This is a genomic window from Microcoleus harperi Pol14_C6 (genome assembly GCF_036701295.1).
In the GTDB taxonomy this organism is placed as follows: Bacteria; Cyanobacteriota; Cyanobacteriia; order Cyanobacteriales; family Microcoleaceae; genus Microcoleus.
On record NZ_JAUBQN010000027.1, the window covers coordinates 1 to 22,191 of the forward strand.

General features: G+C 45.7%; 24 protein-coding genes, 1 tRNA gene and 1 pseudogene. 17 read left to right on the forward strand and 9 right to left on the reverse strand.

The genetic code is table 11. The features are described 5' to 3' along the window. Positions 1-91: 91 nt before the first annotated feature. From QUA27_RS18085 to QUA27_RS18120, 9 genes and pseudogenes are all read left to right on the forward strand, one after another. Positions 92-820 (forward strand): annotated as a pseudogene (locus tag QUA27_RS18085) (EF-Tu C-terminal domain-related protein); the annotation flags it as partial. Between the two features lie 30 nt (positions 821-850). Then, the gene (locus tag QUA27_RS27450; RefSeq protein WP_445251522.1) at positions 851-1,018 is read left to right on the forward strand and encodes an ATP-grasp domain-containing protein; all 168 of its coding nucleotides are present in this window, start codon (positions 851-853) and stop codon (positions 1,016-1,018) included. Positions 1,019-1,154: 136 nt separating this feature from the next. After that, positions 1,155-1,228: transfer RNA gene (locus QUA27_RS18090), tRNA-Lys, on the forward strand. 189 nt (positions 1,229-1,417) lie between these two features. Next, positions 1,418-2,380, forward strand: a complete 963-nt coding sequence (locus QUA27_RS18095; protein ID WP_333069486.1) for a GNAT family N-acetyltransferase — start codon at positions 1,418-1,420, stop codon at positions 2,378-2,380. A gap of 304 nt (positions 2,381-2,684) precedes the next feature. Then, on the forward strand, positions 2,685-2,885 hold the full coding sequence (locus QUA27_RS18100) for a radical SAM protein (protein ID WP_333069487.1): 201 nt from the start codon (positions 2,685-2,687) through the stop codon (positions 2,883-2,885). 123 nt (positions 2,886-3,008) lie between these two features. After that, positions 3,009-3,209: a hypothetical protein gene (locus QUA27_RS18105; protein WP_333069488.1), complete on the forward strand. Its 201-nt coding sequence runs from the start codon at positions 3,009-3,011 to the stop codon at positions 3,207-3,209. Between the two features lie 590 nt (positions 3,210-3,799). Beyond that, positions 3,800-4,261 carry a hypothetical protein gene (locus QUA27_RS18110; RefSeq protein ID WP_333069490.1) on the forward strand — a complete coding sequence of 154 codons (462 nt, stop codon included), beginning with the start codon at positions 3,800-3,802 and terminating at the stop codon, positions 4,259-4,261. A 210-nt stretch (positions 4,262-4,471) separates the two neighbouring features. After that, positions 4,472-5,911 carry a hypothetical protein gene (locus QUA27_RS18115; RefSeq protein WP_333069491.1) on the forward strand — a complete coding sequence of 480 codons (1,440 nt, stop codon included), beginning with the start codon at positions 4,472-4,474 and terminating at the stop codon, positions 5,909-5,911. A gap of 338 nt (positions 5,912-6,249) precedes the next feature. Continuing rightward, positions 6,250-6,963 carry a hypothetical protein gene (locus QUA27_RS18120; protein ID WP_333069492.1) on the forward strand — a complete coding sequence of 238 codons (714 nt, stop codon included), beginning with the start codon at positions 6,250-6,252 and terminating at the stop codon, positions 6,961-6,963. Between the two features lie 168 nt (positions 6,964-7,131). Here the strand turns inward: QUA27_RS18120 and QUA27_RS18125 are convergent, their stop codons facing one another. Then, entirely contained in the window at positions 7,132-7,386 is a 255-nt protein-coding gene (locus QUA27_RS18125) for a DUF433 domain-containing protein (protein ID WP_333069493.1), read from the reverse strand. Positions 7,387-7,829: 443 nt separating this feature from the next. On the opposite strand from QUA27_RS18125, the gene QUA27_RS18130 reads away from it, so the two are divergent. Next, positions 7,830-8,171: a hypothetical protein gene (locus QUA27_RS18130; protein WP_333039029.1), complete on the forward strand. Its 342-nt coding sequence runs from the start codon at positions 7,830-7,832 to the stop codon at positions 8,169-8,171. Between the two features lie 144 nt (positions 8,172-8,315). Here the strand turns inward: QUA27_RS18130 and QUA27_RS18135 are convergent, their stop codons facing one another. After that, positions 8,316-8,708: a DUF4189 domain-containing protein gene (locus QUA27_RS18135; protein WP_333069494.1), complete on the reverse strand. Its 393-nt coding sequence runs from the start codon at positions 8,706-8,708 to the stop codon at positions 8,316-8,318. A gap of 153 nt (positions 8,709-8,861) precedes the next feature. Here QUA27_RS18135 and QUA27_RS18140 point away from each other — a divergent pair, with 153 nt between their 5' ends. The 4 genes from QUA27_RS18140 (at position 8,862) to QUA27_RS18155 (ending at position 11,537) form a co-directional block, all read left to right on the forward strand. Then, positions 8,862-9,689, forward strand: coding sequence for a hypothetical protein (locus QUA27_RS18140; protein WP_333069495.1), 828 nt, complete (start codon positions 8,862-8,864; stop codon positions 9,687-9,689). 12 nt (positions 9,690-9,701) lie between these two features. Continuing rightward, positions 9,702-10,340, forward strand: a complete 639-nt coding sequence (locus QUA27_RS18145; protein ID WP_333069496.1) for a ThiF family adenylyltransferase — start codon at positions 9,702-9,704, stop codon at positions 10,338-10,340. A gap of 129 nt (positions 10,341-10,469) precedes the next feature. Then, complete coding sequence (locus QUA27_RS18150; protein ID WP_333069497.1) at positions 10,470-10,826, forward strand: peptidoglycan-binding domain-containing protein; 357 nt, start codon at positions 10,470-10,472, stop codon at positions 10,824-10,826. Positions 10,827-10,970: 144 nt separating this feature from the next. Then, the gene (locus QUA27_RS18155) at positions 10,971-11,537 is read left to right on the forward strand and encodes a DUF924 family protein (protein ID WP_333069498.1); all 567 of its coding nucleotides are present in this window, start codon (positions 10,971-10,973) and stop codon (positions 11,535-11,537) included. Here the strand turns inward: QUA27_RS18155 and QUA27_RS18160 are convergent. The 3 genes from QUA27_RS18160 to QUA27_RS18170 form a co-directional block, all read right to left on the reverse strand. After that, the gene (locus tag QUA27_RS18160; RefSeq protein WP_333069500.1) at positions 11,534-11,737 is read right to left on the reverse strand and encodes a hypothetical protein; all 204 of its coding nucleotides are present in this window, start codon (positions 11,735-11,737) and stop codon (positions 11,534-11,536) included. The two genes, QUA27_RS18155 and QUA27_RS18160, sit on opposite strands and share 4 nt — an antisense overlap. Positions 11,738-11,747: 10 nt before the next feature. Beyond that, positions 11,748-13,094 carry a PQQ-dependent sugar dehydrogenase gene (locus QUA27_RS18165; RefSeq protein ID WP_333069502.1) on the reverse strand — a complete coding sequence of 449 codons (1,347 nt, stop codon included), beginning with the start codon at positions 13,092-13,094 and terminating at the stop codon, positions 11,748-11,750. A gap of 298 nt (positions 13,095-13,392) precedes the next feature. Continuing rightward, complete coding sequence (locus tag QUA27_RS18170; protein WP_333069503.1) at positions 13,393-13,893, reverse strand: autotransporter; 501 nt, start codon at positions 13,891-13,893, stop codon at positions 13,393-13,395. Positions 13,894-14,563: 670 nt separating this feature from the next. Here QUA27_RS18170 and QUA27_RS18175 point away from each other — a divergent pair. Then, the gene (locus tag QUA27_RS18175) at positions 14,564-15,199 is read left to right on the forward strand and encodes a L,D-transpeptidase (protein ID WP_333069504.1); all 636 of its coding nucleotides are present in this window, start codon (positions 14,564-14,566) and stop codon (positions 15,197-15,199) included. A gap of 196 nt (positions 15,200-15,395) precedes the next feature. Here QUA27_RS18175 and QUA27_RS18180 read toward each other — a convergent pair whose 3' ends face one another. Continuing rightward, positions 15,396-17,264 carry a tetratricopeptide repeat protein gene (locus tag QUA27_RS18180; RefSeq protein WP_333069505.1) on the reverse strand — a complete coding sequence of 623 codons (1,869 nt, stop codon included), beginning with the start codon at positions 17,262-17,264 and terminating at the stop codon, positions 15,396-15,398. A 1,379-nt stretch (positions 17,265-18,643) separates the two neighbouring features. Here QUA27_RS18180 and QUA27_RS18185 point away from each other — a divergent pair. Further along, a complete protein-coding gene (locus tag QUA27_RS18185; protein WP_333069506.1) occupies positions 18,644-19,567 on the forward strand; it encodes a hypothetical protein in 924 nt (307 codons plus the stop codon). 299 nt (positions 19,568-19,866) lie between these two features. Here QUA27_RS18185 and QUA27_RS27455 read toward each other — a convergent pair whose 3' ends face one another. From QUA27_RS27455 to QUA27_RS18190, 3 genes are read right to left on the reverse strand one after another with little or no spacing between them, the layout of a single operon-like run. Then, positions 19,867-19,992 (reverse strand): PAN domain-containing protein, encoded by a 126-nt coding sequence (locus QUA27_RS27455; RefSeq protein ID WP_445251523.1) that lies wholly within the window; start codon positions 19,990-19,992, stop codon positions 19,867-19,869. 4 nt (positions 19,993-19,996) lie between these two features. Further along, on the reverse strand, positions 19,997-20,146 hold the full coding sequence (locus tag QUA27_RS27460; RefSeq protein WP_445251524.1) for a HEAT repeat domain-containing protein: 150 nt from the start codon (positions 20,144-20,146) through the stop codon (positions 19,997-19,999). A gap of 6 nt (positions 20,147-20,152) precedes the next feature. Then, positions 20,153-21,169 carry a HEAT repeat domain-containing protein gene (locus QUA27_RS18190; RefSeq protein WP_333069507.1) on the reverse strand — a complete coding sequence of 339 codons (1,017 nt, stop codon included), beginning with the start codon at positions 21,167-21,169 and terminating at the stop codon, positions 20,153-20,155. Positions 21,170-21,336: 167 nt separating this feature from the next. Here QUA27_RS18190 and QUA27_RS18195 point away from each other — a divergent pair, with 167 nt between their 5' ends. Continuing rightward, positions 21,337-22,149, forward strand: coding sequence for an ABC transporter ATP-binding protein (locus QUA27_RS18195; RefSeq protein ID WP_333069509.1), 813 nt, complete (start codon positions 21,337-21,339; stop codon positions 22,147-22,149). The last annotated feature ends 42 nt before the right edge of the window (positions 22,150-22,191 follow it).

The following is a 22,191-nucleotide window of genomic DNA, read 5'->3' on the forward strand; positions in this document are numbered from 1 at the left end:
CAACTGAAACGTCCGGACGTTCCGATGTTACTTGTCTAATGCAAGATGGTGGAAGAAATCCTCTTCACCTTGTGCCAGTTGCGTAAGTCCTGTTCCAATTGTCGCAGGTTCGGCACTGAAAGCGCTGGAAAAGATGACTGCTAATCCGAAAATACAGCGCGGCGAGGATGAGTGGGTTGATGGCATTTACAATTTGATGGATGCGGTAGATGACTGGATTTCTACGCCCGATCGCGATATTGACAAACCTTTTCTGATGGCTGTTGAAGATGTATTCTCGATCAAAGGTCGGGGAACTGTCGCCACGGGCAAAATCGAGCGGGGTAAAATCAAAGTCGGCGATACTGTGGAATTGGTGGGAATCCACAACACTCGCACGATAACTGTTATCGGTGTTGAAATGTTCCAGCAAATTCTGGATGAAGGAATGGCTGGAGATAATGTCGGTTTGTTGCTTCGCGGCATCCAAAAAGACGAAATTGAGCGGGGGATGGTGCTTGCTAAACCCGGTTCAATTCAACCTCACACTGAATTCAATTCTGAGGTTTACGTGCTGTCGGAAAAAGAAGGCGGCCGCCGGACTCCTTTCTTTGCGGGATATCGCCCTCAATTCTTCGTGCGGACAACGGATGTTACGGGTACGATCGCATCTTTTACTGCTGATGACGGCAGCGCGATCGACATGGTAGTTCCGGGCGATCGGGTGAATATGACTGTGAAGTTGTTGCAGCCGATCGCGATCGAACAAAATATGCGTTTTGCCATCCGCGAAGGTAATCGCACTGTGGGCGCCGGTGTAGTCTCCCGAATTCTGAAGTAGACGCTTTCGCAACCAATTAGAATCAGTAGGGTGGGCAAAAGTCCACCTTACTCATTAATTCACAGCAAGTTTTTCAGTGTTGATGCAGTAGAGCCTCAAGATGGAGTCAAGCGAATTGTCGAGATTGGAGATGGGCAAGTATCAGACCTGGTTGGATGGTCTGCCGCACGTTTTGCACAACTCTGGGGAGGTACTTGAGGTCGATCGCGCTTAAATGAAATATGGAATCAGGGCGATAAAACTTACATTAAATATTGCAGTAAGGGCGATCGCCACAAATTTTTACAAAAAAAGTTGATTTTTCAGAACGGTTGTGTTATACTAGCTTTGATGCGGGAGTATAGCTCAGTTGGTTAGAGCAGGTGACTCTTAATCTCAAGGTCGAAGGTTCAAGTCCTTCTACTCCCATCCCAAATCCTGAACCTGAATTTATCGAAACTCACGAGTGCAGTTAACTGCTGTAGCGGTTCGATGCGCCTGGGTGTTTGCGCGGTCGGATTTTTAATGTCGATCGACCATTGGGGCGAGTCGATCGATAAAAGTGCGATCGCCCAAGCTATTTTTAAACTGAATAACAACAGGAAATGGTGATTAGCTATGATGGCAAATCTCTCGGCGCGCTGCTATGCGGGCGATCGCGATTTAGATGCGATCGCCCATTTAATCAATACTTGCGAAGAAGTCGATCGCCTCGATGAAGGCACTTCCATCTCGGAACTACAACAAGAATTTAACGCACCGTCCCTAGATTTAGTACGCGATATCCGCCTTTGGGAAGATGCGGAGGGAAAATTAATCGGTTTTTCTCAGTTGTCAGTTTCTGAGCCTGGCGAAGTAATTGACGGTTGGCTGTGGTTTCGCGTCCACCCGGAGGCGCGCGGAGGCGATGTGGAAGCAGCCGCGATCGCCTGGGGTGAAGTGCGGATGCGCGAAGTGTCTGCGATGCGGGGCGCGCGCGTGAAGCTGCGAACCTACGCGCGCGCTGAGGATTGCGATCGCATTTCTGTGCTGGCTAGTTGCGGTTTTAAGGTCGATCGCTATTTTTACCGAATGGCGCGATCGCTCTCTGAACCGATCCCAGAACCGCACTTCCCACAAGGTTTTACCCTCATTCAGTTCCCCGGCGAACAGGATGCGGCAGCTTGGGTAGAAATGTTCAACCAGTCGTTTATCGATCACTGGAATCATCACGATTTAACGGTGGATAAATTTAAGCACGAGTTAGCTAAACCCGATTACAGAAATGATTTAGACTTGATTGCTGTTGCTGATGACGGCACATTTGTCAGTTTTTGTTACTGCGAGATTAGTGTGCAAGAGTGCGATCGTACCGGGCGCAATGAAGGCTGGATTGCTTGTCTCGGCACTAGGCGCGGCTTCCGCAAAATGGGATTGGGACGAGCTATGTTGCTGGCTGGTTTGCATCGACTCAAAGCTGCCGGTGTGGCTACTGCTATTCTCGGCGTCGATGCTGAAAATTCATCAGGTGCATTGCATCTTTACGAGTCTGCTGGCTTCCACAATATTCGCGACAGCATTTCTTATGTTAAGGACGTTTGATCGATGTTACAGTTCGCGATCGCACTTTGACCCAAGAAACCCGGTTTTTTAACGAATCTGCGGGTTGCAACGAAATATTTTCGTGAAAAAACCAGGTTTCTCGCCACTGGTGTAAGTTTTATCTAAAAAACTTTTGCTACCCCCTTGACAGATTTGTAGTATATACGTAGTATGGAATTATGGAAAACGCAGGACAAGCAAAAAACTGTATTTTTCGTGAAAATTCTGAACCTTGACAACTAAATATTGGTCAAAATTTCAAGGAACATCAATTTGAAAGTCTTGCAATACAGACTCAATTGTCATGTTGTTACTTTATACGAGACTGTTCGGTTACAAACTGACTCGACCAGAGTCAGATGCTGTAGGAAATCAGTCTAATTTCAATGAATTTCATGCGGATTCAGAACAGACAAGTTCGGCCAGATTTCAAGCAACCAAAAAGGCTGAGGAAATCCGCAAAATTAAACAAGCTTATCACCTAGAACGGCGCTTCTTTCAGTAAAGATTATCAGATTTCGTGAATTTTTACCGATACTGGCAATTTGCTAAGTCTCACAAAAAGCCAAAGTCGAGAGCAGATAAGCTACCAATCCCAAATCCAAAATCGCTCTAGGAGGTATCGGTAATGGTTCACATTCGTTTTGAAGGACGTTCCTATGACTTGGCGGAAAACCAACTGGGTATCGCGGCAGGAATGAGCGACAAGGCTATTAAGGAACGTCTGGCAAAGCATTTTGATGTCAATGGATCTCGCTTCGAGTCTTACGTGCTCGATCGCCGTCCCAGCGGTGATTTAATTGTCCGCCCAGAAGCCGTTTACGGCTAGAAATTAACTTAAAGCAGGTATTAGGCAGCGCATCCTAACAAAAGAAGCTTACAAACTGGTAACATTCGAGCGATCGAATAGTAGGTTCGACTCCTGCCCTCTCCGCCTCTTGGAGAGGGGTTTTAAAAATAGCGTCTCTGACTTGTGCGCCGCCAAAACCAGCAATTTTTAAAGTGAAACAACACTTCGCGCCCTAACTGAGGAAGCTTACATACTAGCTCATTGGTAGAGCAATTCCCTTTAAAGGAAAAGGTCGCGGGTTCAACTCCTGCGTATGAACAACGGCTTTCTTGACTTGTGCGAAGTGCATTTCACTACTCTAAGGAAATAATTATTTACCGAGGTAAGAGAAAGATAAAGTAAAAGTATTATACGGTTTTGTACGAAAAAAACATCTGTTCCGCGCCCTAACAAATGAAGCGCCTACACACAATTTAATCGATTGGTCGCAGGTTCAAATCCTGCCAGTCCCGCTTAAGGGACTGTAGCTCAGGGGTAGAGCGTTCGGCTGTCAAAACGCTTTGCTAACTTGTGCGGAACATCTCATATTTATAAATATTAGATGTAAAAGTGGTGAGGAGAATTAAATTATGAAAAATACAACTCTAATTTACCGATCGCCCTGCGAAATAGACAATCTGATTCACGCTTTCCAAGAATGCAGCCTGCCGCGAAGTCAATGGACTCACGAAGCGCATTTAACCGTTGCCCTTTGGTATCTGTTTTATGATTCGGAACAAGAAGCGATAAATGCGGTGCGGAATGGCATTAAACGTTACAACTCGGTTCAGGGAATTGAGGCTAAAAAAGATAGCGGATATCACGAAACCCTAACGCTGTTTTGGGTGCGAACTATTCGCCGGTATCTCGCCGATGAAAGCCGGAATCGATCGATCGTACATCTGGCTAACGGTTTGATTGCAAAATACGCCGATCGCACTTTACCCTTTCGCTACTACACGCGCGATCGGCTGATGTCTTGGGAAGCTCGAAATAACTGGGTTGAACCAGATTTGAGAGCGATAGAATTAGAAACAGTTTCCCTGAAATAGTTAATTTCAAATCGCAGTTTTTGCCGCGCCCCAATCGCGAGAGCTTACATACAGACCCTATTAGGTTTAGCCATAGGTTTACTAAAAAAAGCTCCCCAAACTTGCGCGGTGATTTTTAAATTTCACTCGCTAGCGTGCAACAACTGCCAACCACCGATTTTGAATACTTCTCAAATCCAAAATCCAAAATCGAATAGGAAGGTAACACCAATGAATATGAATACAGCAGAGCGCGATTTACGTTTGGAAATGCTCAACAGCCTGCTCACAACTCCTCACCGCCAATTAGAAAAAGTAGCAGAAATTCACAAGTTAATTATCGAATTAGACCCAATATTTTACGGTCATTTAGCAGTGTGGTATCAGCGTCACGGCGACGTGCGCGATCACAAGGAAGTTTTTGCCGGAAACTTGCTAACTTCCGCGCTGACGGAACACCGAGATGCCGGTTTTATGATGCTGCAAGAGTTCCCTCCCTACGAGGTTTCGCGGATTGTGGACTTTATGAAGCAGCACCAGAATAAGGTGCCCCGCAGCGCGCGCACTGCTGTCACTCGCTATCTGAAATCGCGGGAAAAGAATGCACAGTTTTTCGATCGCGCTGCCCTCCGCAACCGCAAGGCGATGAAGCATTTGTACGCAACGCTGCACGTCAAGCCGAGCGATCGCGCTAACGCTATTCTCTTCAAAGACAATCCGCCAGAAGACTCTCTGGCATTAGTTTTGAAGCAGTTGGCCAAGGCGGCGACACCTGCGGAACAGGCGAATTTGATTGTTGAGTACAAGATTCCGTATACGATCGCAGTTGGTGCGATCAGACAGCTAACGCCAACGGTTTTGGCGGCGCTGATTAACTCGATGTCACCGCAGGAAGTTATCAACAATTTGAAATCGATTCAGTCGCGCGGCGCGATGGATCACCCGGAAGTCAAGCAGTTGATTGACTCGAAGCTGGATGAAGCGGCAAAGTGCGATCGGGTTTCTGCTTACAAAGCGAGTGTTGCGGGCGCGGGCGCGAACTTCGACGCAGCAACGGCGGCGAAGCTGGAAGCGGTGACAAACGAACAGGTGAAGAAGCGCGGCAAGATTGCCAAAGCAACCGGTTTGTTGATTGACAAGTCTGGTTCGATGGAAAGTGCGATCGAAGTCGGGAAGCGTCTGGCTGCTTTGATTTCCGGCATTTCCGAGGCCGCACTGTTCGTTTATGCCTTTGACACGATGCCGTATCCAGTGGAAGCAAACGGCAGCGAATTGACAGACTGGGAACGCGCTTTCAAGCACATTCACGGTGGCGGCGGCACAAGTTGCGGTTGCGCCGTGGAAGCAATGCGAATTAAAAAGCAGGTTGTCGAGCAATTCATTCTGGTAACAGATGAAGGCGAAAACGCTGCACCTTATTTTGCAGATGCTTATCAAAATTACTGCCGCACTTTGGGGGTAATTCCTGATGTTGTGATTGTCCGAGTTGGTTCTTGGTGCGAATATGTCCAGAAGCAATTGAAGGACAAACAAGTAGCGGTGGAAACCTTTACGTTTGCGGGTGATTATTACTCCCTGCCGAATTTAGTGCCGATGTTGAGCCGTCCTTCGCGACTGGAATTGTTGATGGAAATTCTGGATACGTCGCTGCCTGTGAGGGATGATAAGTAAATTGTAGGGTGCGTACTCCGCACCTTACTTATTTTTCGGGTATCATAGACCTGACGGGGCTGTCACCCTGTCAGCTAGCGCTCAATATTTAAATGCTCTATCATTATGGCAAACACCTAATGAGCAAAAAGGAACCTGAACCCAGACAAATAATTGATGAAAGTCCAAAGCGTCACCCCTACGGAGCAAAGGTTGGAATCATCTTGGATGTAGGAGATGAATGAGGCTTTAATGGTGAAGCGTGCCTCCTAGTTGATGATAAGTCTATTGTCCGTATATCACCATTACAAGATGAGAGCCAGTTGGGGAGACAACAGCCGCAAAAACTAGATGTATACGTGGAAGGATTTGCGACGGCGGCTGAAGCTGAACAGAAGGGATTAAAGCTCTCATTGGCTCTGCTATGGGAAGCCGTATCAAGGAAGCATCCACTTCGCCTTGATTATCATACTCCACGACCTTGTATGGTATACGATCGTATCCAAGAGAGCGGAAGTGGATGTATGACAAGTGCAAGTCTAACCGTAGCTATGGACAGCAGTAGAATGGTGGAGCTTGTCAAGGAGATATTTTCAGCTAATATTGATGTTGATGAAAAACTCTTAGTATCAATGGAGCTGTTTGCATCTGCCAGACTCGAAACTACTGAGCGCGCTCGATTTGTTGGACAGGTCTCTTCCCTTGAACCACTCGCCCAGTCAGAAGCTTATGATAACCCAGAACTTAAAGAGTTAGTGGAGAGTTTTGTCGCTCAATTAAACAAAACTACCTCTATTCCAAAAAATATTAAATCGTCAGTCCAAGGTCGGATTAACGAACTAAAGAATGAATCAATTTCTCAAGCGATTAAGCGCCTTGTCAAGGATAATTTTCCAGAAAATCCAGATGCAGTTTCTACGGTTGAGGAAGCTTATAAAATTCGGAGCAAAATTTTGCATGAAGGTGCTTTTGATGCAGATTTGGCTCAAAAGAGCAACGAGATTGAGGATATTATTAGGCAAATTTACTCTTGCCGCCTCAACTCAAATTTGTTTGTTCCGCCAAACCAATAAGCAAGCGAAAGTCATATTATGTGGAGCAACCAGATAGCCTTGAGGCGGTGTTGGAGTTTCGGAAAAGAGTTAGAGAAAATTTAGGGGGAAGTTGAGATTTAATATCGCTGTTTACTCCCAAACATCTCCCTCAATATCCTCAAGCGACAACTTTTTACCTATTTTCAATTATTCTCTAATTTGAGCGATAATTTCTAGTAATTCTGGATTAGCTATGGATGACACTAACTGGGAATCCGCAGCAGCTAAAGCAGCGCGCAGCTTGGACGAAGTGAGAGCAGGATATTTCTCTAACACCTGTTGTTCCGTCCATCCCGCAGCAAATAGTCCCAGCAAAAATTCTACGGACAATCGAGTTTCTGGCACTGCTGGTTGACTTGTGGAAGCTTTCGGGTTTGGATGAATGAGCTTTCGCCAGTCCATTGTTTTACTTAAACGATTTGGGAAGATTCCGCCGATTATACTGCATTTGGGCACAGTAGAAACACGGACTTCCTTGATGGATTGTGTAACATGATACGGCAGGTAATACCTTTTTAGATTTTAGATTTTAGATTGGGAATCACTGATGACAACCAGGGTTTGGAGTTTGGCGACACGGGCATTTTTTTTGAGCTGGTGTCATTTCCCGATTATGGGATTAAATTGTTATTACGATCGCAGTACAGCACTTTCTTATAGACTAGAGTGATGGGGTAGCGACGGGGCGATCGCCCTTTTTTATTTTGTCCGTTTCAATACCAAACCCCGTTAGCGAAGCCCGCCCCTACGGGGGCTACGCCAACGAAGAGGATCGCACTAAATCTCAACCCACGGTCTAACGAACTGTGCAACCCACAATACAACTACTTTAACTTCTTAAAACTATGGGAAAAAAGTCGAAAGCAAAAAAATCCCAGGTCAAAAAGTCCAGTCTGCTCTGCCAGCGACTCCAAGAAGCTCTGGATCGAGGCAGCAAAGTTTGGATTAAAACAAACAACAGCAGTTTCGGCGGCATCCCGATTAATTTGTTCGGGGAGTTTGTGGAACTTTTGGTGATAGTTCCCCCTAACGAACAGGCGGAACATATCGATGCTTACGGGCAAGTTACGTGGCTGATTCGACTCTCTGATATTATTGCACTCGCTTACCCTACTGAATATTGGTCTAAAGATAGATTAGAAAGTTTGCTGCCACCAGATGCAGTTACTTCCGAAGTAGGAGATTAACTGCGTAGGGTGTGCATTGTGTACCCTAATTTTAGCTGAGTTGTATTTGGTATGGTGTGCATTGCACACCATACCAAATACTATTTTTTAAGCTGTTTGAGCAGCCCACATATACACCTGTTCCACCGATTTTTAGCAGTTTAATTAGTTGTTGCAAGCTGAAAGTTGGACTTTACAGTTTCCACCATCTAGTTCGCTGCAACCTGCGAGAGCTTGAGCTTCTGCTGCTGCTTTATCGTCGCCCCAACCCGCACCTGCTCCTCCTTTGCCTACTGCGATCGCTCCACAATTATTACTATTAGATGTCAGGGGTTCGCAGTCGTTCGCACCTCCACTTTGTTCATTGCAGACGGCTACTGCTGCGTTTAGTGCTTCTTTCTCTGTCGCATGATCCCAACTAATACCAGTGGCGTCAGAAGTCGGAGAATAAGCAGTAGCTCCATAGGTGTCTTGAGCTTTAGCTACCTGGACTGAGCCAAAAAGAGGAAGTGTCAAAGCTGTGACTACAACCCACTTAGAAAAAAGCTTTTGCAGCATATTTACTTAAGATATTTACCAGGTTAAGTTGCGAGGTTCGCTCAATATTAGATTAGGATATTAATTCTTGTCAATAGTGTTGAAAAATCTTTATGTTTTCTTAAACTAAAAGTGTCTTCGGTAACAAAAAGTAAGATGACGGAGGTGAATTCAGTGGCAGATATCCGCAAAATCCTCAGCCAACTCGCTGCCCAAGAAGCGCACCTACTCGATACCCAGTTCCTGGCTCCTTGCGTGCCCGGAGGAAGCGTGCGGATAAGAGTTAGCTCAATGGTTTATACTTTTCAACCGCAGCCGCGCAAATTTGAAGGATGGGCTATTTTTAGGCCGATTAATGAGAAAATTGCTGCGGTGATTGAGGAACCGAGTTGGCCGCAAGTTGCCGAGTATTTGCAACTGCTCGTACCCGTTCGCTTGCACTTGGCTTGCGTGCTGCAAGGGCAAACTTGGCTGGCTTATCCTGTTAACGAATCAGATGCTAAACAGCGCACTGGTGTTGTGAAACCCGTACCAGTTCATTTAGTAACAGAAGGTTCGCAGTTTGAGCCGATTGTTGCGCGGTGGGACGGTCATTGTTTGTGGTTTGAAGAGATTGACAGGCGCGCCGATCCGCTGCCATCTGAGAAGTTAAAAGCAGCTTTAAAAAAGTTGATTTTGCCTCAAGATGTTCGCTTTAAAGGGATGACACCGGAAATGCGAACTGTTTATGAATTGGTGTCCCGAAATATTCAAGGTTTCGATCCGAAAGTTCGGGAAGAAAAGCGCTTGCAGCGGGCGCTAAAAATGGGCGGCGGTGAATTGCAGGATTTTTGCGATCGCGAAAATTATTGGCTGGTTGAATGGACGAGCGGAACGGGAGAACACCACACTTCTGCGATCGCCAAAAATGACTTGACAGTTATGAGTGCGGGGATTTGTCTCAGCGGATTGGACAACGACTTCGACTTGCATTCATTGGTTGGAGTGGTCGAAAATCGCTAATTCTTGATTACCATGAGTATATTTTTTCACGAACAACTTTACAGAAGTGCCGGAGTGATGTCGCAGATCAAAAATTTCCCGGTAACGGTGTGCGGGGCGGGCGCTTTGGGTGCGAATATTACAGAAAGTCTGGCGCGATCGGGCTTTTGTCAGTTAAAAGTCATCGATCGCGATCGCATCGAGGAACGCAACCTTTCCACTCAACCCTATTATCGATCGGACATCGGCGCATTCAAAGCCAAAATTCTCGCCAACAACATCTACCGCGCTTTGGGAGTCAGCATTGACGCGCACTCAAAAGAATTGACGCCCGCAAATGCCGATCGGCTGCTGGCCAACAGCGCCACAGTCATCGATACTTTTGATAACAGTATCGGGCGGCAAGCAGTCAAAGATTACTGTGCGATTGCCTCCCTTCCATGCGTACACGTCGGATTAGCTGCAGATTACTGCGAAATAATTTGGAACCAACACTATCGGGTTCCTTCAGCGGCGAATGATGACGTTTGCGATTACCCGCTGGCGAGAAACTTGGTAATGCTGACGGTTGCAGTTGCCTGCGAAGTAATTGTTACCTTTGCTGCTACCAAAGAGCAACAAAATTTAACTTGCACGATCGGAGATTTTGCAGTAAAGCCACTTATATTGTAGAATGTCGGTTGACTGTTGCCAGAAACCCGGTCAATCAAGATTGGATGCCCCCATCCTATAAACCCGGTTTCTCACCCTCAAACAATCGTCCAACTTGCAAAAAACGCTTGAAAAATTAACAGGGAAAGTATGGCCGGATCGCAGACTTTTTATTATTTACTAGCAATTCTCGCCCTATTAGTTTTGACGGGCACAAGTAGAGCAAACTATGCAGCAGGCTCCGCAGTTTGCTCTACTGATGATTGCCATCGACCAGCAGTGAGACACCATAAAAGGATTTTAAAATGCGGCTCGAAAGGGCACGATGTGAAGAAACTGCAAAAGTTGTTGAACGCGCGGGGCTTGTCCCCACACCCGATCGTAATTGATGGCGTGTTCGGTCCGACAACCGAAAATGCAGTGAAAAGATTTCAGCGACAAGCTGATATTCCTGTAGACGGAATTGTGGGAGGCAAAACTTGGGACAGACTGTTTGCTAGTTCCTAACTTTAAGCACCGCACAACAAAGGTTCCTAAGTCATTATTGCTAATCATTAATCGCTGTGGTTGGTAGTTGCACAGATAGCAGGTTTTGTGCAACTACAGACACAGAAGCTTTAATCCAAAAATCAATCGCCTACTAGATTGCTAATGAATGAAGTTTTAGATTTTTGGTTTGGTCGAGCGCACTCTCATGAGTTTGGCAAAGTCCACAAGAAATGGTTTGAAAAAAATGCGGATTTTGATGCAGAAGTGCGATCGCGCTTTCTGCCGCACTACGAACTCGCCGCCTCCGGTCAACTCGACTCCTGGCAAGATTCCCCCGAAAACTGCCTAGCATTAATTATACTGCTCGATCAATTTCCGCGTAATATGTTTAGGGGAACGCCCCAAGCATTCGCCACAGACAGCAAAGCTTTAGCCACCGCCGAATACGCTGTTAATAATAACTTCGATCGCGAATTGCTGACTGTACAAAAATTGTTTATTTATCTGCCTTTTCAACACAGCGAAAACTTAGAAAACCAGCAAAAATCTGTCGAACTATTTAGCCAACTCAGCGGCGAACCTGACAGCGATTCATTCATTGAATACGCGATGCAGCATTTGGAAATAATCCAGCGTTTTGGGAGATTTCCCCACCGCAATGAAATTCTCGGACGCAAAACAACCCCTGAAGAAGCCGAGTTTCTCAAACAACCCGGTTCTGGATTTTAAAGCGCGATCGCAAAATCTCGATCGTCCTGATATATTCGAGGTTGTAGAGGCTGTTTGAGCGCGCAATCACAACCAACAGCAGGCAATCTGTCTACAAAACCCGCCGCAACCCAGCGAATCTCAAATTGAATAGTGAAATTAGAAAAGAAGATAAATTCTTGATTCAACAAAAAGTATACGGGGGTGAAGAATTTATCCATCGCCCAATCCTCAGCCGCGATACTGCACCCGATAAATCCGGTTATTCGCTTCCTCAGTAAACAGCAAACTCCCGTCAGGTAAAACCAGCAAACCAACCGGCCTCCCCCAAGTTTTCGGGCCCGACGGATCTGTGAGAAAACCAGTCAGAAAGTCCTCATAATAACCTTGAGGGCGTCCGTTCGCCGCATTAAAAGGTACAAACACGATTTTATAACCAGTTCCAGCGTTCCGGTTCCAACTGCCGCGAAACGCCACAAATGCCCCGTTCAGGAATCTTTTGGGAAACGTTTTGCCGTCGTAAAACTGAAGCCCCAAAGCCGCCGAGTGTGCCTGAAACAGCACGTCCGGCGTTAATGTTTTAGCAGCTAAATCAGGTCGATCGCTATTGCCGTTTCTAGCGTGGCGAGGGTCAAGCAAATTCGGCTTAAAATAAGCGTAAGGCCAGCCGTAAAACTCGCCTTGACGAATTCTTGTCAAGTAATCCGGCACCAAATCATCTCCCAAACCGTCGCGTTCGTTGACTGTTGCGTAGAGTTGATTGGTTTTTGGGTGAAAATCCAATCCCACCGGATTTCGCAAACCGGAAGCAAAAATTTGCTTGTTTTGGCCCTCCAAATTCATTACTTGAACAGAGGCCCTCGGCAGCGGTTCGACATCGGCATTAGATTGCGATCCAACTGATACGAAAAGCTTGCTATTGTCGGGGGAAACGACAACATTTCGCGTCCAGTGTTGGTTGTAGCCGCCGCCCGGTAAATCGGCAATTTTTTGACCCGTACCTGCCAATTGTTCCTGTCCTTTTGTGTAGGGAAATCGGCGGACTTCAGCGGTATTTCCGAGGAAAAAATAGCGATCGGCAAAAGCCATACCAAAAGGAATATTTAAACCGTTTTGGGTACTTGCAAAAGTTTTGCGAACCTCAGCAACGCCGTCGCGGTTGGCATCCCGCAACAGCGTAATCCGATTCTGCCGGGTTTCTGTTACCAAAACATCGCCTGTCGGCGTCAAAGCCAGCCATCGCGGAGCGTCTAAATTGTCAGCAAAAACGTTGACGACAAAGCCAGGAGGGACTTGCAGCACTGGCGATGCGGGAATCGGTACTACTTGAGGAGGTTTTGAGGCGCTTTCGCTGGCTCCTGGCTGCGGCAAAGAAGTTGCAACGATGCGGATTGGCTGCGGCGAAAGCGGTTTGGTCGGTACAATTTGATTTGTCCCAACATTTACCAGGGGTGCACGGGAGGGAATTTGTGACAGGGGGCCGCTGTCGCCCACAGCAGGCGCGATCGCATCTGTAGCTCGATCGCACGCAATCACCGGCAACAGCAGAATTAGCAGCAAGAAACGCAGGTAATACATAGCAGCGATTTCTAAACAATTGCGGGACAATTCTATTATTCTAACTGGTATTAAACAGCTAAGCCACCGCCGGCGCGGTGGCTTAATTCCATTTACTGATACCAGTTGCAAAAAAGAATACAACTGTAGACCTGCGATCCAAACCTTGAGCTTTATCAGTCAATGGATTTTAGATTTTAGATTTTAGATTTTAAATTGAAGAAAGCGACCCCACGAATGAATCCAAGGGTCCCGGATCAAATTGCTTGATTGTCATTGCCAATCTTCAATCGAAAATCTAAAATGGTATAACCTAGCTCTACCAAAGTCCTCTCACAGGAGCCGGACGGGGAGCCGGAGCCGGAATTGGACGGGGAGCCGGAATCGGAGCCGGAGCCGGAGCCGGACGAGGAGCCGGACGCGGTGGCGGTTCGGGAGCCGGACGCGGTGCTGGTGCTGGGGTTGCGGGACGAGCAACCGTTGTGGCTACAACCTTATAATCGGGGATCACCGCGATATTTTGTATCTGAGATCCGGCGACGGTGGCTCTGACTTTCATTCCCGGTACTAGACCAATAATTCTCAAGACGCATCTTTGAATCCTGAGAGTCCTGTACGGCGCGTTTTCTTCGCGAATAGTTACTACGTCGCCGACAATACTTTTGACAAAACCGACAATGGTTCTAGTGTTTGCTGTTGTGGTGGTTTGCGTTTGGGCTATTTGAGTTGCAGGGTTAGCCATCGCAGGATGTACTGAGACCGCCGAAATTACCACCGACAGTGTTGCACCTGTCAATAATTTGATCTTCTGAAGACGCATTGAAACCTCACATTTACTGCTATTCAGGGTCGGGTTTGCTTCCGCTGCGCGAAAGTCCCAACCTCTATACCTAATCCAGTTTAATCCCCAGAGTAGGAAATTTATGACAATCTCAAAAAAAGATTATCGAACAAGTATTGAAAGACTAAATTTTACATCATAAGTTCCCGATTTACAACAAGTTCAGCGGTTCGCATCTCTAGAGTGTTGCCGTGATATATTGAGTTTATTCGATCGACTGTAGCAGTTTTTTTCCGCCAACCTAACTGTTGCTGGGGGCAACTCTACCCAAAGACAGATTGTGCTTGCCGGATACAGAAGCGACATAGGTTGAATACTCGATCGCCAGTCGGTCATGGCTAAAAAATCAAATTAGTCGGAGGTAAAATTTAATCATTTTCTGGCAATATTTACGCATAAACCGGGTTTTTTAACGACATTCTATTCGGTAACTCCACTGAGCCGCTTATAAAAACGTTGTGGTTTTAGTATTATTGCCTAAGCTTTGTGTTGAGTTACAAGCTATCAGTGGTGGAATTTTAACTAAAAACTGTGCAGCGCAGTTCCCCTCAAAAAGCCATCTCAAAATTTTTCTCATCGGGTGCGGTTGGCGGATAATTAGATAGGAACTTTGTAGGAAATGCTGGTGAGGAGTTTAGCGAAAAAAACAATGGTGAAGAGCAAATTTTTGTTTAACAAGTTAATTGTACTGAGCTTGAGTGCCGCCGCGCTGTCGGTCGGCCTACAGCAGCAGGCGACTGCCGAAGTGGTGGCTAATTCAAGTAATAGTGCGATCGCAGCGCAGCGGCCCACATCCGAGACACAATTGCCGAATCTCGGAATCCCAGAACTGCCGCCCCTGGGAGAACCATTTCGTTATATTCCCCAGGAACCAAAGCCTGCGGTAAATCCTATTGAGGAAGTGCGTTTAGTCCTGAAATTGCGAGAACGCCGCGTCTATGTTTACCGACAAAATAAGGTGCAAACCAGTTTCCCTGTTGCTGTGGGAAAAGGCGGCTGGGAAACTCCTACAGGCAATTTTAAAGTTATTCAAATGATCAAAGATCCAGTTTGGCAAAATCCTTGGACAGGAGAACTTATTCCTGCTGGGCCAGACAATCCATTAGGGAGTAGGTGGATGGGGTTTTGGACGGATGGCAAGAATGTGATTGGTTTTCATGGTACTCCGAATCCAGAGTCGATCGGGGGGGCGGCTTCTCACGGCTGCGTCAGGATGTTTGATAAAGACGCACAGGCTTTATTTGAGAAAGTCGCAGTTGGCACACCCGTGATAGTTGAGCATTAATTATTTGGAGGTTGGGGTGCATAAAAACACATCAACAGGCTTTCCGGCCTGTTCCACAAAGACTTAAATTTGGTTGTGGGGTGGGCAGGAGATCCCGCCCATGAAAGACTTATTGATAATGCAGCTATTGGCTGAGTTAAAACTTACATTTTGTACCCCTCTCAGCAACAGGCTTTCCCGCCTGTTGCACAAAGAGTTAAATAGATTGCTGATATTTTTCCAGCAACTCCGGGATGTAATCGTAGCCGTCAACACCGATCGCCGGAATGATATTCGCTCGACTTTTCGCCAAAGATTCTTTAAAAGATTCCGCCCCCATTTGACCGCGCAAAATTGTCAACAAACCCGCCGATTGACGCCACTCCATCGCACCAATTTGTTCCAAAGTATACATCCCCAAACTGCCCGCAAATATCGCTTTTTCTAGTGAGTTGATTCTGTAATAAGCTTGAGCCAGGTAAGCCAAATTCAGACCTTGCAAATATAAGTCGCCCGAAAATTGGGCAGCTTGCCAACCTTTTACCAAATATTCGATCGCAGCTTCAGCATTTTCCAGGGCGATTTTAGCAATGCCAAGACTGCTGGAACAAAAAGCTTGACTTTGGCGATCGCCCAATTTTTCCGATAGCAACAAACCTTGTTCCAAATAACCGATCGCACTCTCGTAAACCTCCGGTTCAACCTCCTCCAACTGCCGCGCTTGAAACACTTCACTGTAACCCAAATTAGCCAGAGCATTTGCCTCGCCTTGTCGCTCTCCCGCTTGTCGTGCCATAATTAAAGCCCGCTGGCTGTAATTAATCGCTTCCTGATAATTTTTTTGAGCAACATAGTTGCGGCTGATGTGATTGAGATTGGCAACTTCGCAAGCTTTGTCTCCTTCGGTACGGGCAATTTCCAGCGCTTGCTTGTGCAGCAAGAGCGATCGCTCGTAGGCCCCAGCCGCCTGCATCGAATAACCCAAAAGCGTCAGAATCCGAGCTTTCGCTTGAGTGCCTTCAACTCGCCGCAGCGGTTCGTCTAAATAATCCAAAGTATGCCGCAGGGCTTTACCATCAAACGAAGCAAAAATTCCCCCGTAAAGCGGAAAATATTCTCGCTGAGAAAAAGCGCGCAAAATTTGCAAAGTTACTTGAAAACAAGCATTTGCCAACTGCTCGCCGCTCTTGGTAGAATTATTAAACCCACTAGCTAGCTGACTCCAAATTACCGCAAAAGTAATGTAAGTAGAAATTGAAGCTTTTGTTGATACTTTGGAATCGTAAACTTGCTTGTCAAACCAGGTCGCCAACGCCCGCTGCAAGCACTGCAAAATAATCGCCGCTTCCACCAATATGCCTAAATCTAAATTCGATTGCTGGGCTGCGAATTGAACTACAGATTCACCGAGCGCAATAGTATTCAAAAGAGCCTGGGGAAAGGGACTGTTAACTTTTTTTGCCCAAAAAGCCCAAGGCCCATTTTGCTCGGGACTACCAGCAAATCCTAGCTGCTGCGGCTGATAAATCCAGCCCACAAGTTCCGGTTCCAAACGCTGCCAAGATTCTAAACCTTTAGCAATACCAGCAGTGATTTGCTGCAAATCTTGTTCGGTTTCAGGATTGGCAGTTTGCAGCATTTGTTGGTGCAGAGATTTGGCCAATTGCTGCAATTGAGCTAGAGTCAGCGGATGTTCTTTATTCGGATCGATTACTTGCAATAATGCCAGGAGGCGGGCGTTAGATTCGGCAGTAACGATTTGTTGGATTGAAGATGCAATTGCGCGATCGACGCGGTTATCTTTCTGCCAGCGTTCCCATTCTCCTTGGATGGTTTTGAGAGCTCGGAGGGTGCGATTTGCCTTTGCTTGTTTGATTTCGTCTTTTTCATTTCTGACTTGATTTTCGGCGGCATCAAGGCGTTCGCCGAAACAGCGTTCAAAGATTTCGCCAGTACCGGTACTAATGTCTTGCACCAGCATTTGATAAACTTGTTCTTTGGAGCGAATTTGACCTTTGAGGGTGATTTCGACAATTTTGTCGATTAGGGCTAGGTAGCGATCGCGCAATGAGGTAGATTCAGGCATAAGTTATTTTTAGTTAATAAATTTTTATGGACAGTGCTTGCAGCTTGCACCATTTCATGCTGCTACTTAATTTTACAGCTCATCTGGATTAATGCCCATTGCTCGGAGTCGATCGGCTAATGGATTTGCCCGCTGACTTTCCGATTCGGCTAGCTGCTTTTCCAATTGAGCTCGCTGTCTTGGAAATGCTTCTGGAGTCCGAGCTAAATTGCCATTAACATCATACTAGCGCAGCCACAACCTCTGATGTTCCAAGAAAGAACCTTACCACAAACCAAAACTCAATTTTATTTCCAGTATCCAGAATCGAACACCTGTTAACACTTGTTCGCGGTAAAGGTTGGCAACTCAGCGAAATACTCTCAATTGGTTGTTGTATTTGCTAAAAACAAAGTAATAACGAATATTCAAAATTATCTCGTAAATCGGCCACTTAGTAGCGGTTGATTTGGTTCCGATTCGGTCAGGCTCAAATCTTCATCTTCCATACCTAGTAACAGAAATTAAATGGCGATTAAACGACTTACTGCTTTTTACCAAATGACGTAACTTTCGCGCAAGTCTCTGTCTCGGCAAACTCTCCAAACATCGACAACTAAATACCAATCGGGTCTTTTCTACCAATTGGGAGGATTGGAGTCGTAGTAGAGATTTATATAGCTGACAGAGAATACGCGCTCGGCTAGATAATTAGGGAGAAAGCAACTATCTCAAAACTTTTGTGATTGCCAGGGTGATATTGGTCAGGCAAGCCTGGGAGATTCGAGCCTTCACTTGGTAGAGCGTACATCGTCAGCAGCACTTTTGTTTGCGTTAGGCGAATCTGTTATGTACATTGTTATACAATTATCCCTGCGAGATGTTAAGGAGATTCAGGCGGTATGGTAATTCTTACATTATAACGCGATGTGATTTGTTGTGGCAGAACGTCGCTATCCTTTGTACCGGAAATTTTTGCTAAATAACGACCATCGCCCACAACTTTTCTTAATAAATATTGTTATTTTGCTCTGACGGTCGGTTTGAGATTTTTTGGGATAGTTATAACGTATTTTAGTATGTAATGTAGGTAACATTTTTAAGTGCAATCGCTCAAATTTTTGAGTTTGATGGTGCGCCGAATTCGAGCGACCAAAAAAGATGACGACTGGCAATAACAACAGGTTGACATAGATGAGGTATTTGTAGTATGGTAGGTGGAATCATTTATTGGACATCTGCCACCCAATATCTGCGACACAATTAGTTGTGGCTCTGCCGACTTTTTTGTGACTACAGAAGCCGTTTTCGGTCAACGCTTAGACGGCTACACCAGAACTCAATTAAGACTCTGTTAGTATCTTTACTGTTTAAATCTACTGATTTTGAGGGAACAAACAATGAAAGACTTAATAATGGGTTATGCAACAAATTGTAAATTCGATGATTTCTACAGATTCGTGGCCTCAACTCGTCAGCATTGCGATCCAGATAAAGTTGATATTGTTGTGTTTATTAATGCCTTAGGGGATGAGTTCGCCAAGGTAGCTCTAGAAAAAAATATCACCCTTATACCAATTGAAAATGTGTGGAAGTGGGTTACTAGCTCAAAGATCCTAAATCTTATCTATCACGCAAAGATGGTGGGACTGCTAGCTTTAATTCGACTAAGTTCAGGGTCTAACCGTACCTACTTAGAGGAGGATTATAGGAGTACAGTTGCCAATTGGATTCATCCACTAGCAGGTCGGTGGATTACTTACCATACATTCCTTAAGGTTAATTCCAGTTATCGAATGGTTATGACTTCAGATGTGCGTGATGTTGTTTTCCAAGCTTCTCCCTTCGATGACTTAGACTCTAGTAAGCTTCACGTTTTTGAAGAAGCAGGTATTTATTTTGGGCCGCCCACTCCAGAAAATGTAGATAGTGAATGGGTGAATGCTGTTTATGGAAAAACAACTCTTGAAAAACTGTTGGGAAAACCTATACTCTGTGCAGGGACAGTATTAGGAGGAAACCATCTCATGATGCAATTAATTGAATTAATGGTGGTGGAGGCTGAACGCCATCGTCGTAAGCCTCTAGATCAAGCAATGTTCAATAAGGTGATTAACTTTGAATTTCCCAGTAACCAAACTGTGAAACATAATTTGAAGAGTGGTGCAGTCCTCACACTGTGTGGAGATTATGAGGGAGTTTGGGAAATTCACGATGACAAAGTGATGGTTGACGATCGCCTTGTTCCTGTTATACATATGTACGATCGCGATTCTCGGACTAAGGAATTATTTCTCAGCAAGATTCCAAGTCCGCAGAAGTAACCTGTAACCGGATTTGTTTAGGAATTATCTAACTGGCTTACCTTAATCGGACTCGGCGATTTTCTCAAGTCTTGGTTTAAAACCCGTGAACGGTTACATCCGTGGTGTTCTAGTCGATGAAATTCTGTAATCGCTTCGGAAGTTGAGTTAAACTTCCCCGTGGGGGGAAGTTGAGCTTAAACAGGGAAACTTTAAGAACATTCCGCTTTCGTTTTTCTTTAACCCCTTGGTTTTACACTAGAAATCCTGCCTTCTCTCAGACTTGGCGACGGCACACCATTCTTGAAATAACACCACGCTCAATCGTCCTCCACTTCCGGCCTCACGAAAGTAAAAGCCTGACATTGTTCATCAAACGCACGGATTTGTTGGCAAATATCCGGGTCGGGTTGGCTAATGTACATATTCCTATAATCAGCGCCGATTCTGTCAGAATTTCACTCTAAATTCCACCTTGTCAACAACCACTAGCTGCGGCACAACAGTTTTAGCCTTTGCACGGATTTTATTCAAAGCAGAGGCTGCACTACTACGCACATTTAGATTGGAGTCTTTCAGCAAGACAATTAGCTGCGGCAGTGCAGTTTAAGCTTTTGCACGGATTTTATTCAAAGCAGAGGCTGTACTGCTACTCACATTTGAATTGGAGTCTTTCAGCAAGACAATTAGCTGCGGCAGTGCAGTTTTAGCTTCTGCACCGAAACTTCCCAAAGCATTGGCTGCACTACTACGCACAGTTACATCTGAGTCTTGAAGCAGGGAAATTAGCTGCGGCACAGCAGTTTTAGCTTCTGCACGCATCCTTGCCAAAGCATACTCTGCACGGCTACGCACATTTGCATCGGAGTCTTTCAGCAACAGAATTAGCTGCGGCACAACAGTTTTAGCTTCTGCACCCATCCTTCCCAAAGCATTGGCTGCACGGCTACGCACATTTGCATCGGAGTCTTTCAGCAACAGAATTAACTGCGGCACAGCAGTTTTAGCTTCTGCACCCATCCTTCCCAAAGCATAGTCAGCACGGCTACGCACAGTTGCATCTGAGTCTTTCAGCAACAGAATTAGCTGCGGCACAGCAGTTTTAGCTTCTGCACCAACCGACACATCTGAGTCTTTCAAGGTTTTGACAAAGGCAGGAATAGCAGGAAGAGCAATTTGTCTTAGAACCTCAGCAGCACTTTGGCCGACTGACAAATTCTGATCGTGCAAAGCTTCCATCCAATCAGGGATGGCTGGTTCACCTATTTTTCGTAACAGCTTAATAGCTGGATCAAGTGCCGTTTCATCGTTACTCTTTAACTTCTCGGTGAGGGAGGGAATCTCTTTGGGATTAGCTGTGGGTTCGTCCTTAATTCCAGCCGCAGCATTGCGAGTCAACAGCAAAGGGGATGTGAAAGATAGAAACGACAGGGCAATTACGGCAACTAATCTTTGTCGGTAGTGCTTCGTCATGGGCCAGAATCCTTGTATTTGATGAGCCGTCTCAGCTATTTGAATAATTGTGTATACATTCTCATCAAACTGTTTCAGGACTCCGGGCGATCTAAATTTGTGCTTGTCTGTGGTGAAATCGATCGCCCTAAATACTTTAAAAAGCGCCACTTTAAGAGCATTCCGCAGTCTAAGGCATAATTATAGGACTCCTTGCAGGAGTCGTAATTTTTTTACTCCACCCCAACCCTCCCCGAATCCGCTCGCTCAGGAGTAAGAAATTCACAAATGATGCGAGGATTGCTATAGATATCTTATATTCGTTCTATGATGTGTTTATGATTTCCGAACCCCTTACCCTCTCAACAAGCAATCCTGTTTTAGCAGCCAAAGGATTAACTCGTCGTTTTGGTGGTTTAATTGCTGTAAACAACGTATCTTTTACAGTTGAAAAACACGAAATTTTTGGATTGATCGGCCCTAACGGCGCGGGCAAGACAACTCTATTTAATCTAATGACTGGACTGATACCTGCTTCTAGCGGCAACCTGATTTATCAAAATGAAAATATTTCCCAATTGAAGCCTTATCAAATTGCTAATAAAGGTATTGCCAGAACTTTTCAAAATATCCGGTTGTTTGGGGAACTTTCTGCCCTAGAAAATGTCGCGATCGCCCGACACATCCACAGTCGATCGGGCAATCCAGTTTTATCGGTGCTGGCTGGGATTTTCGGCTTGCCAGCATCTAACGCAATGGAACGCAAAACCCAGCGAAAAGCCTTAGAATTGTTGGATTTAGTCGGATTGGGCGATCGCGCGGGCGAACAAGCCAAAAACTTGGCCTACGGCGACCAGAGGCGCTTAGAAATTGCCCGCGCTTTAGCCTTAGAACCGCAAATACTCTTGTTAGATGAACCTGCCGCAGGGATGAATCCCAGTGAAAAGCACAAATTAAGCGAATTTATCCGAGAAGTACGCCAACAATTCAATTTAACTGTAATATTGATCGAGCATCATGTACCGCTAGTTATGGGGTTGTGCGATCGAATTGCCGTCTTGCATTTCGGTCAGCTTATTGCTTTGGGAGAACCTGCTGTTGTGAGGAATGACCCAGCGGTAATTGAGGCTTATTTGGGAGATGAAACGTAGAAATTGTAAATGTTTCCCCGGCTCTGGCGGGGAACGAGTAAA

Excerpts from the sequence above, each read along its gene's own strand:
- QUA27_RS18130 (WP_333039029.1), top strand. The coding sequence starts at position 7,830 with ATGGGAAAAAAGTCGAAAGCAAAAAAATCCCAGGTCAAAAAGTCCAGT.
- QUA27_RS18150 (WP_333069497.1), top strand. The coding sequence starts at position 10,470 with ATGGCCGGATCGCAGACTTTTTATTATTTACTAGCAATTCTCGCCCTA.
- QUA27_RS18095 (WP_333069486.1), top strand. The coding sequence starts at position 1,418 with ATGATGGCAAATCTCTCGGCGCGCTGCTATGCGGGCGATCGCGATTTA.
- QUA27_RS18175 (WP_333069504.1), top strand. The coding sequence starts at position 14,564 with ATGGTGAAGAGCAAATTTTTGTTTAACAAGTTAATTGTACTGAGCTTG.
- QUA27_RS18160 (WP_333069500.1), bottom strand. The coding sequence starts at position 11,737 with ATGGATAAATTCTTCACCCCCGTATACTTTTTGTTGAATCAAGAATTT.
- QUA27_RS18105 (WP_333069488.1), top strand. The coding sequence starts at position 3,009 with ATGGTTCACATTCGTTTTGAAGGACGTTCCTATGACTTGGCGGAAAAC.
- QUA27_RS18110 (WP_333069490.1), top strand. The coding sequence starts at position 3,800 with ATGAAAAATACAACTCTAATTTACCGATCGCCCTGCGAAATAGACAAT.
- QUA27_RS18195 (WP_333069509.1), top strand. The coding sequence starts at position 21,337 with ATGATTTCCGAACCCCTTACCCTCTCAACAAGCAATCCTGTTTTAGCA.
- QUA27_RS18185 (WP_333069506.1), top strand. The coding sequence starts at position 18,644 with ATGAAAGACTTAATAATGGGTTATGCAACAAATTGTAAATTCGATGAT.
- QUA27_RS18165 (WP_333069502.1), bottom strand. The coding sequence starts at position 13,094 with ATGTATTACCTGCGTTTCTTGCTGCTAATTCTGCTGTTGCCGGTGATT.
- QUA27_RS18135 (WP_333069494.1), bottom strand. The coding sequence starts at position 8,708 with ATGCTGCAAAAGCTTTTTTCTAAGTGGGTTGTAGTCACAGCTTTGACA.
- QUA27_RS18100 (WP_333069487.1), top strand. The coding sequence starts at position 2,685 with ATGTTGTTACTTTATACGAGACTGTTCGGTTACAAACTGACTCGACCA.
- QUA27_RS18145 (WP_333069496.1), top strand. The coding sequence starts at position 9,702 with ATGAGTATATTTTTTCACGAACAACTTTACAGAAGTGCCGGAGTGATG.
- QUA27_RS18180 (WP_333069505.1), bottom strand. The coding sequence starts at position 17,264 with ATGCCTGAATCTACCTCATTGCGCGATCGCTACCTAGCCCTAATCGAC.
- QUA27_RS18155 (WP_333069498.1), top strand. The coding sequence starts at position 10,971 with ATGAATGAAGTTTTAGATTTTTGGTTTGGTCGAGCGCACTCTCATGAG.
- QUA27_RS18125 (WP_333069493.1), bottom strand. The coding sequence starts at position 7,386 with ATGGACTGGCGAAAGCTCATTCATCCAAACCCGAAAGCTTCCACAAGT.
- QUA27_RS18115 (WP_333069491.1), top strand. The coding sequence starts at position 4,472 with ATGAATATGAATACAGCAGAGCGCGATTTACGTTTGGAAATGCTCAAC.
- QUA27_RS18170 (WP_333069503.1), bottom strand. The coding sequence starts at position 13,893 with ATGCGTCTTCAGAAGATCAAATTATTGACAGGTGCAACACTGTCGGTG.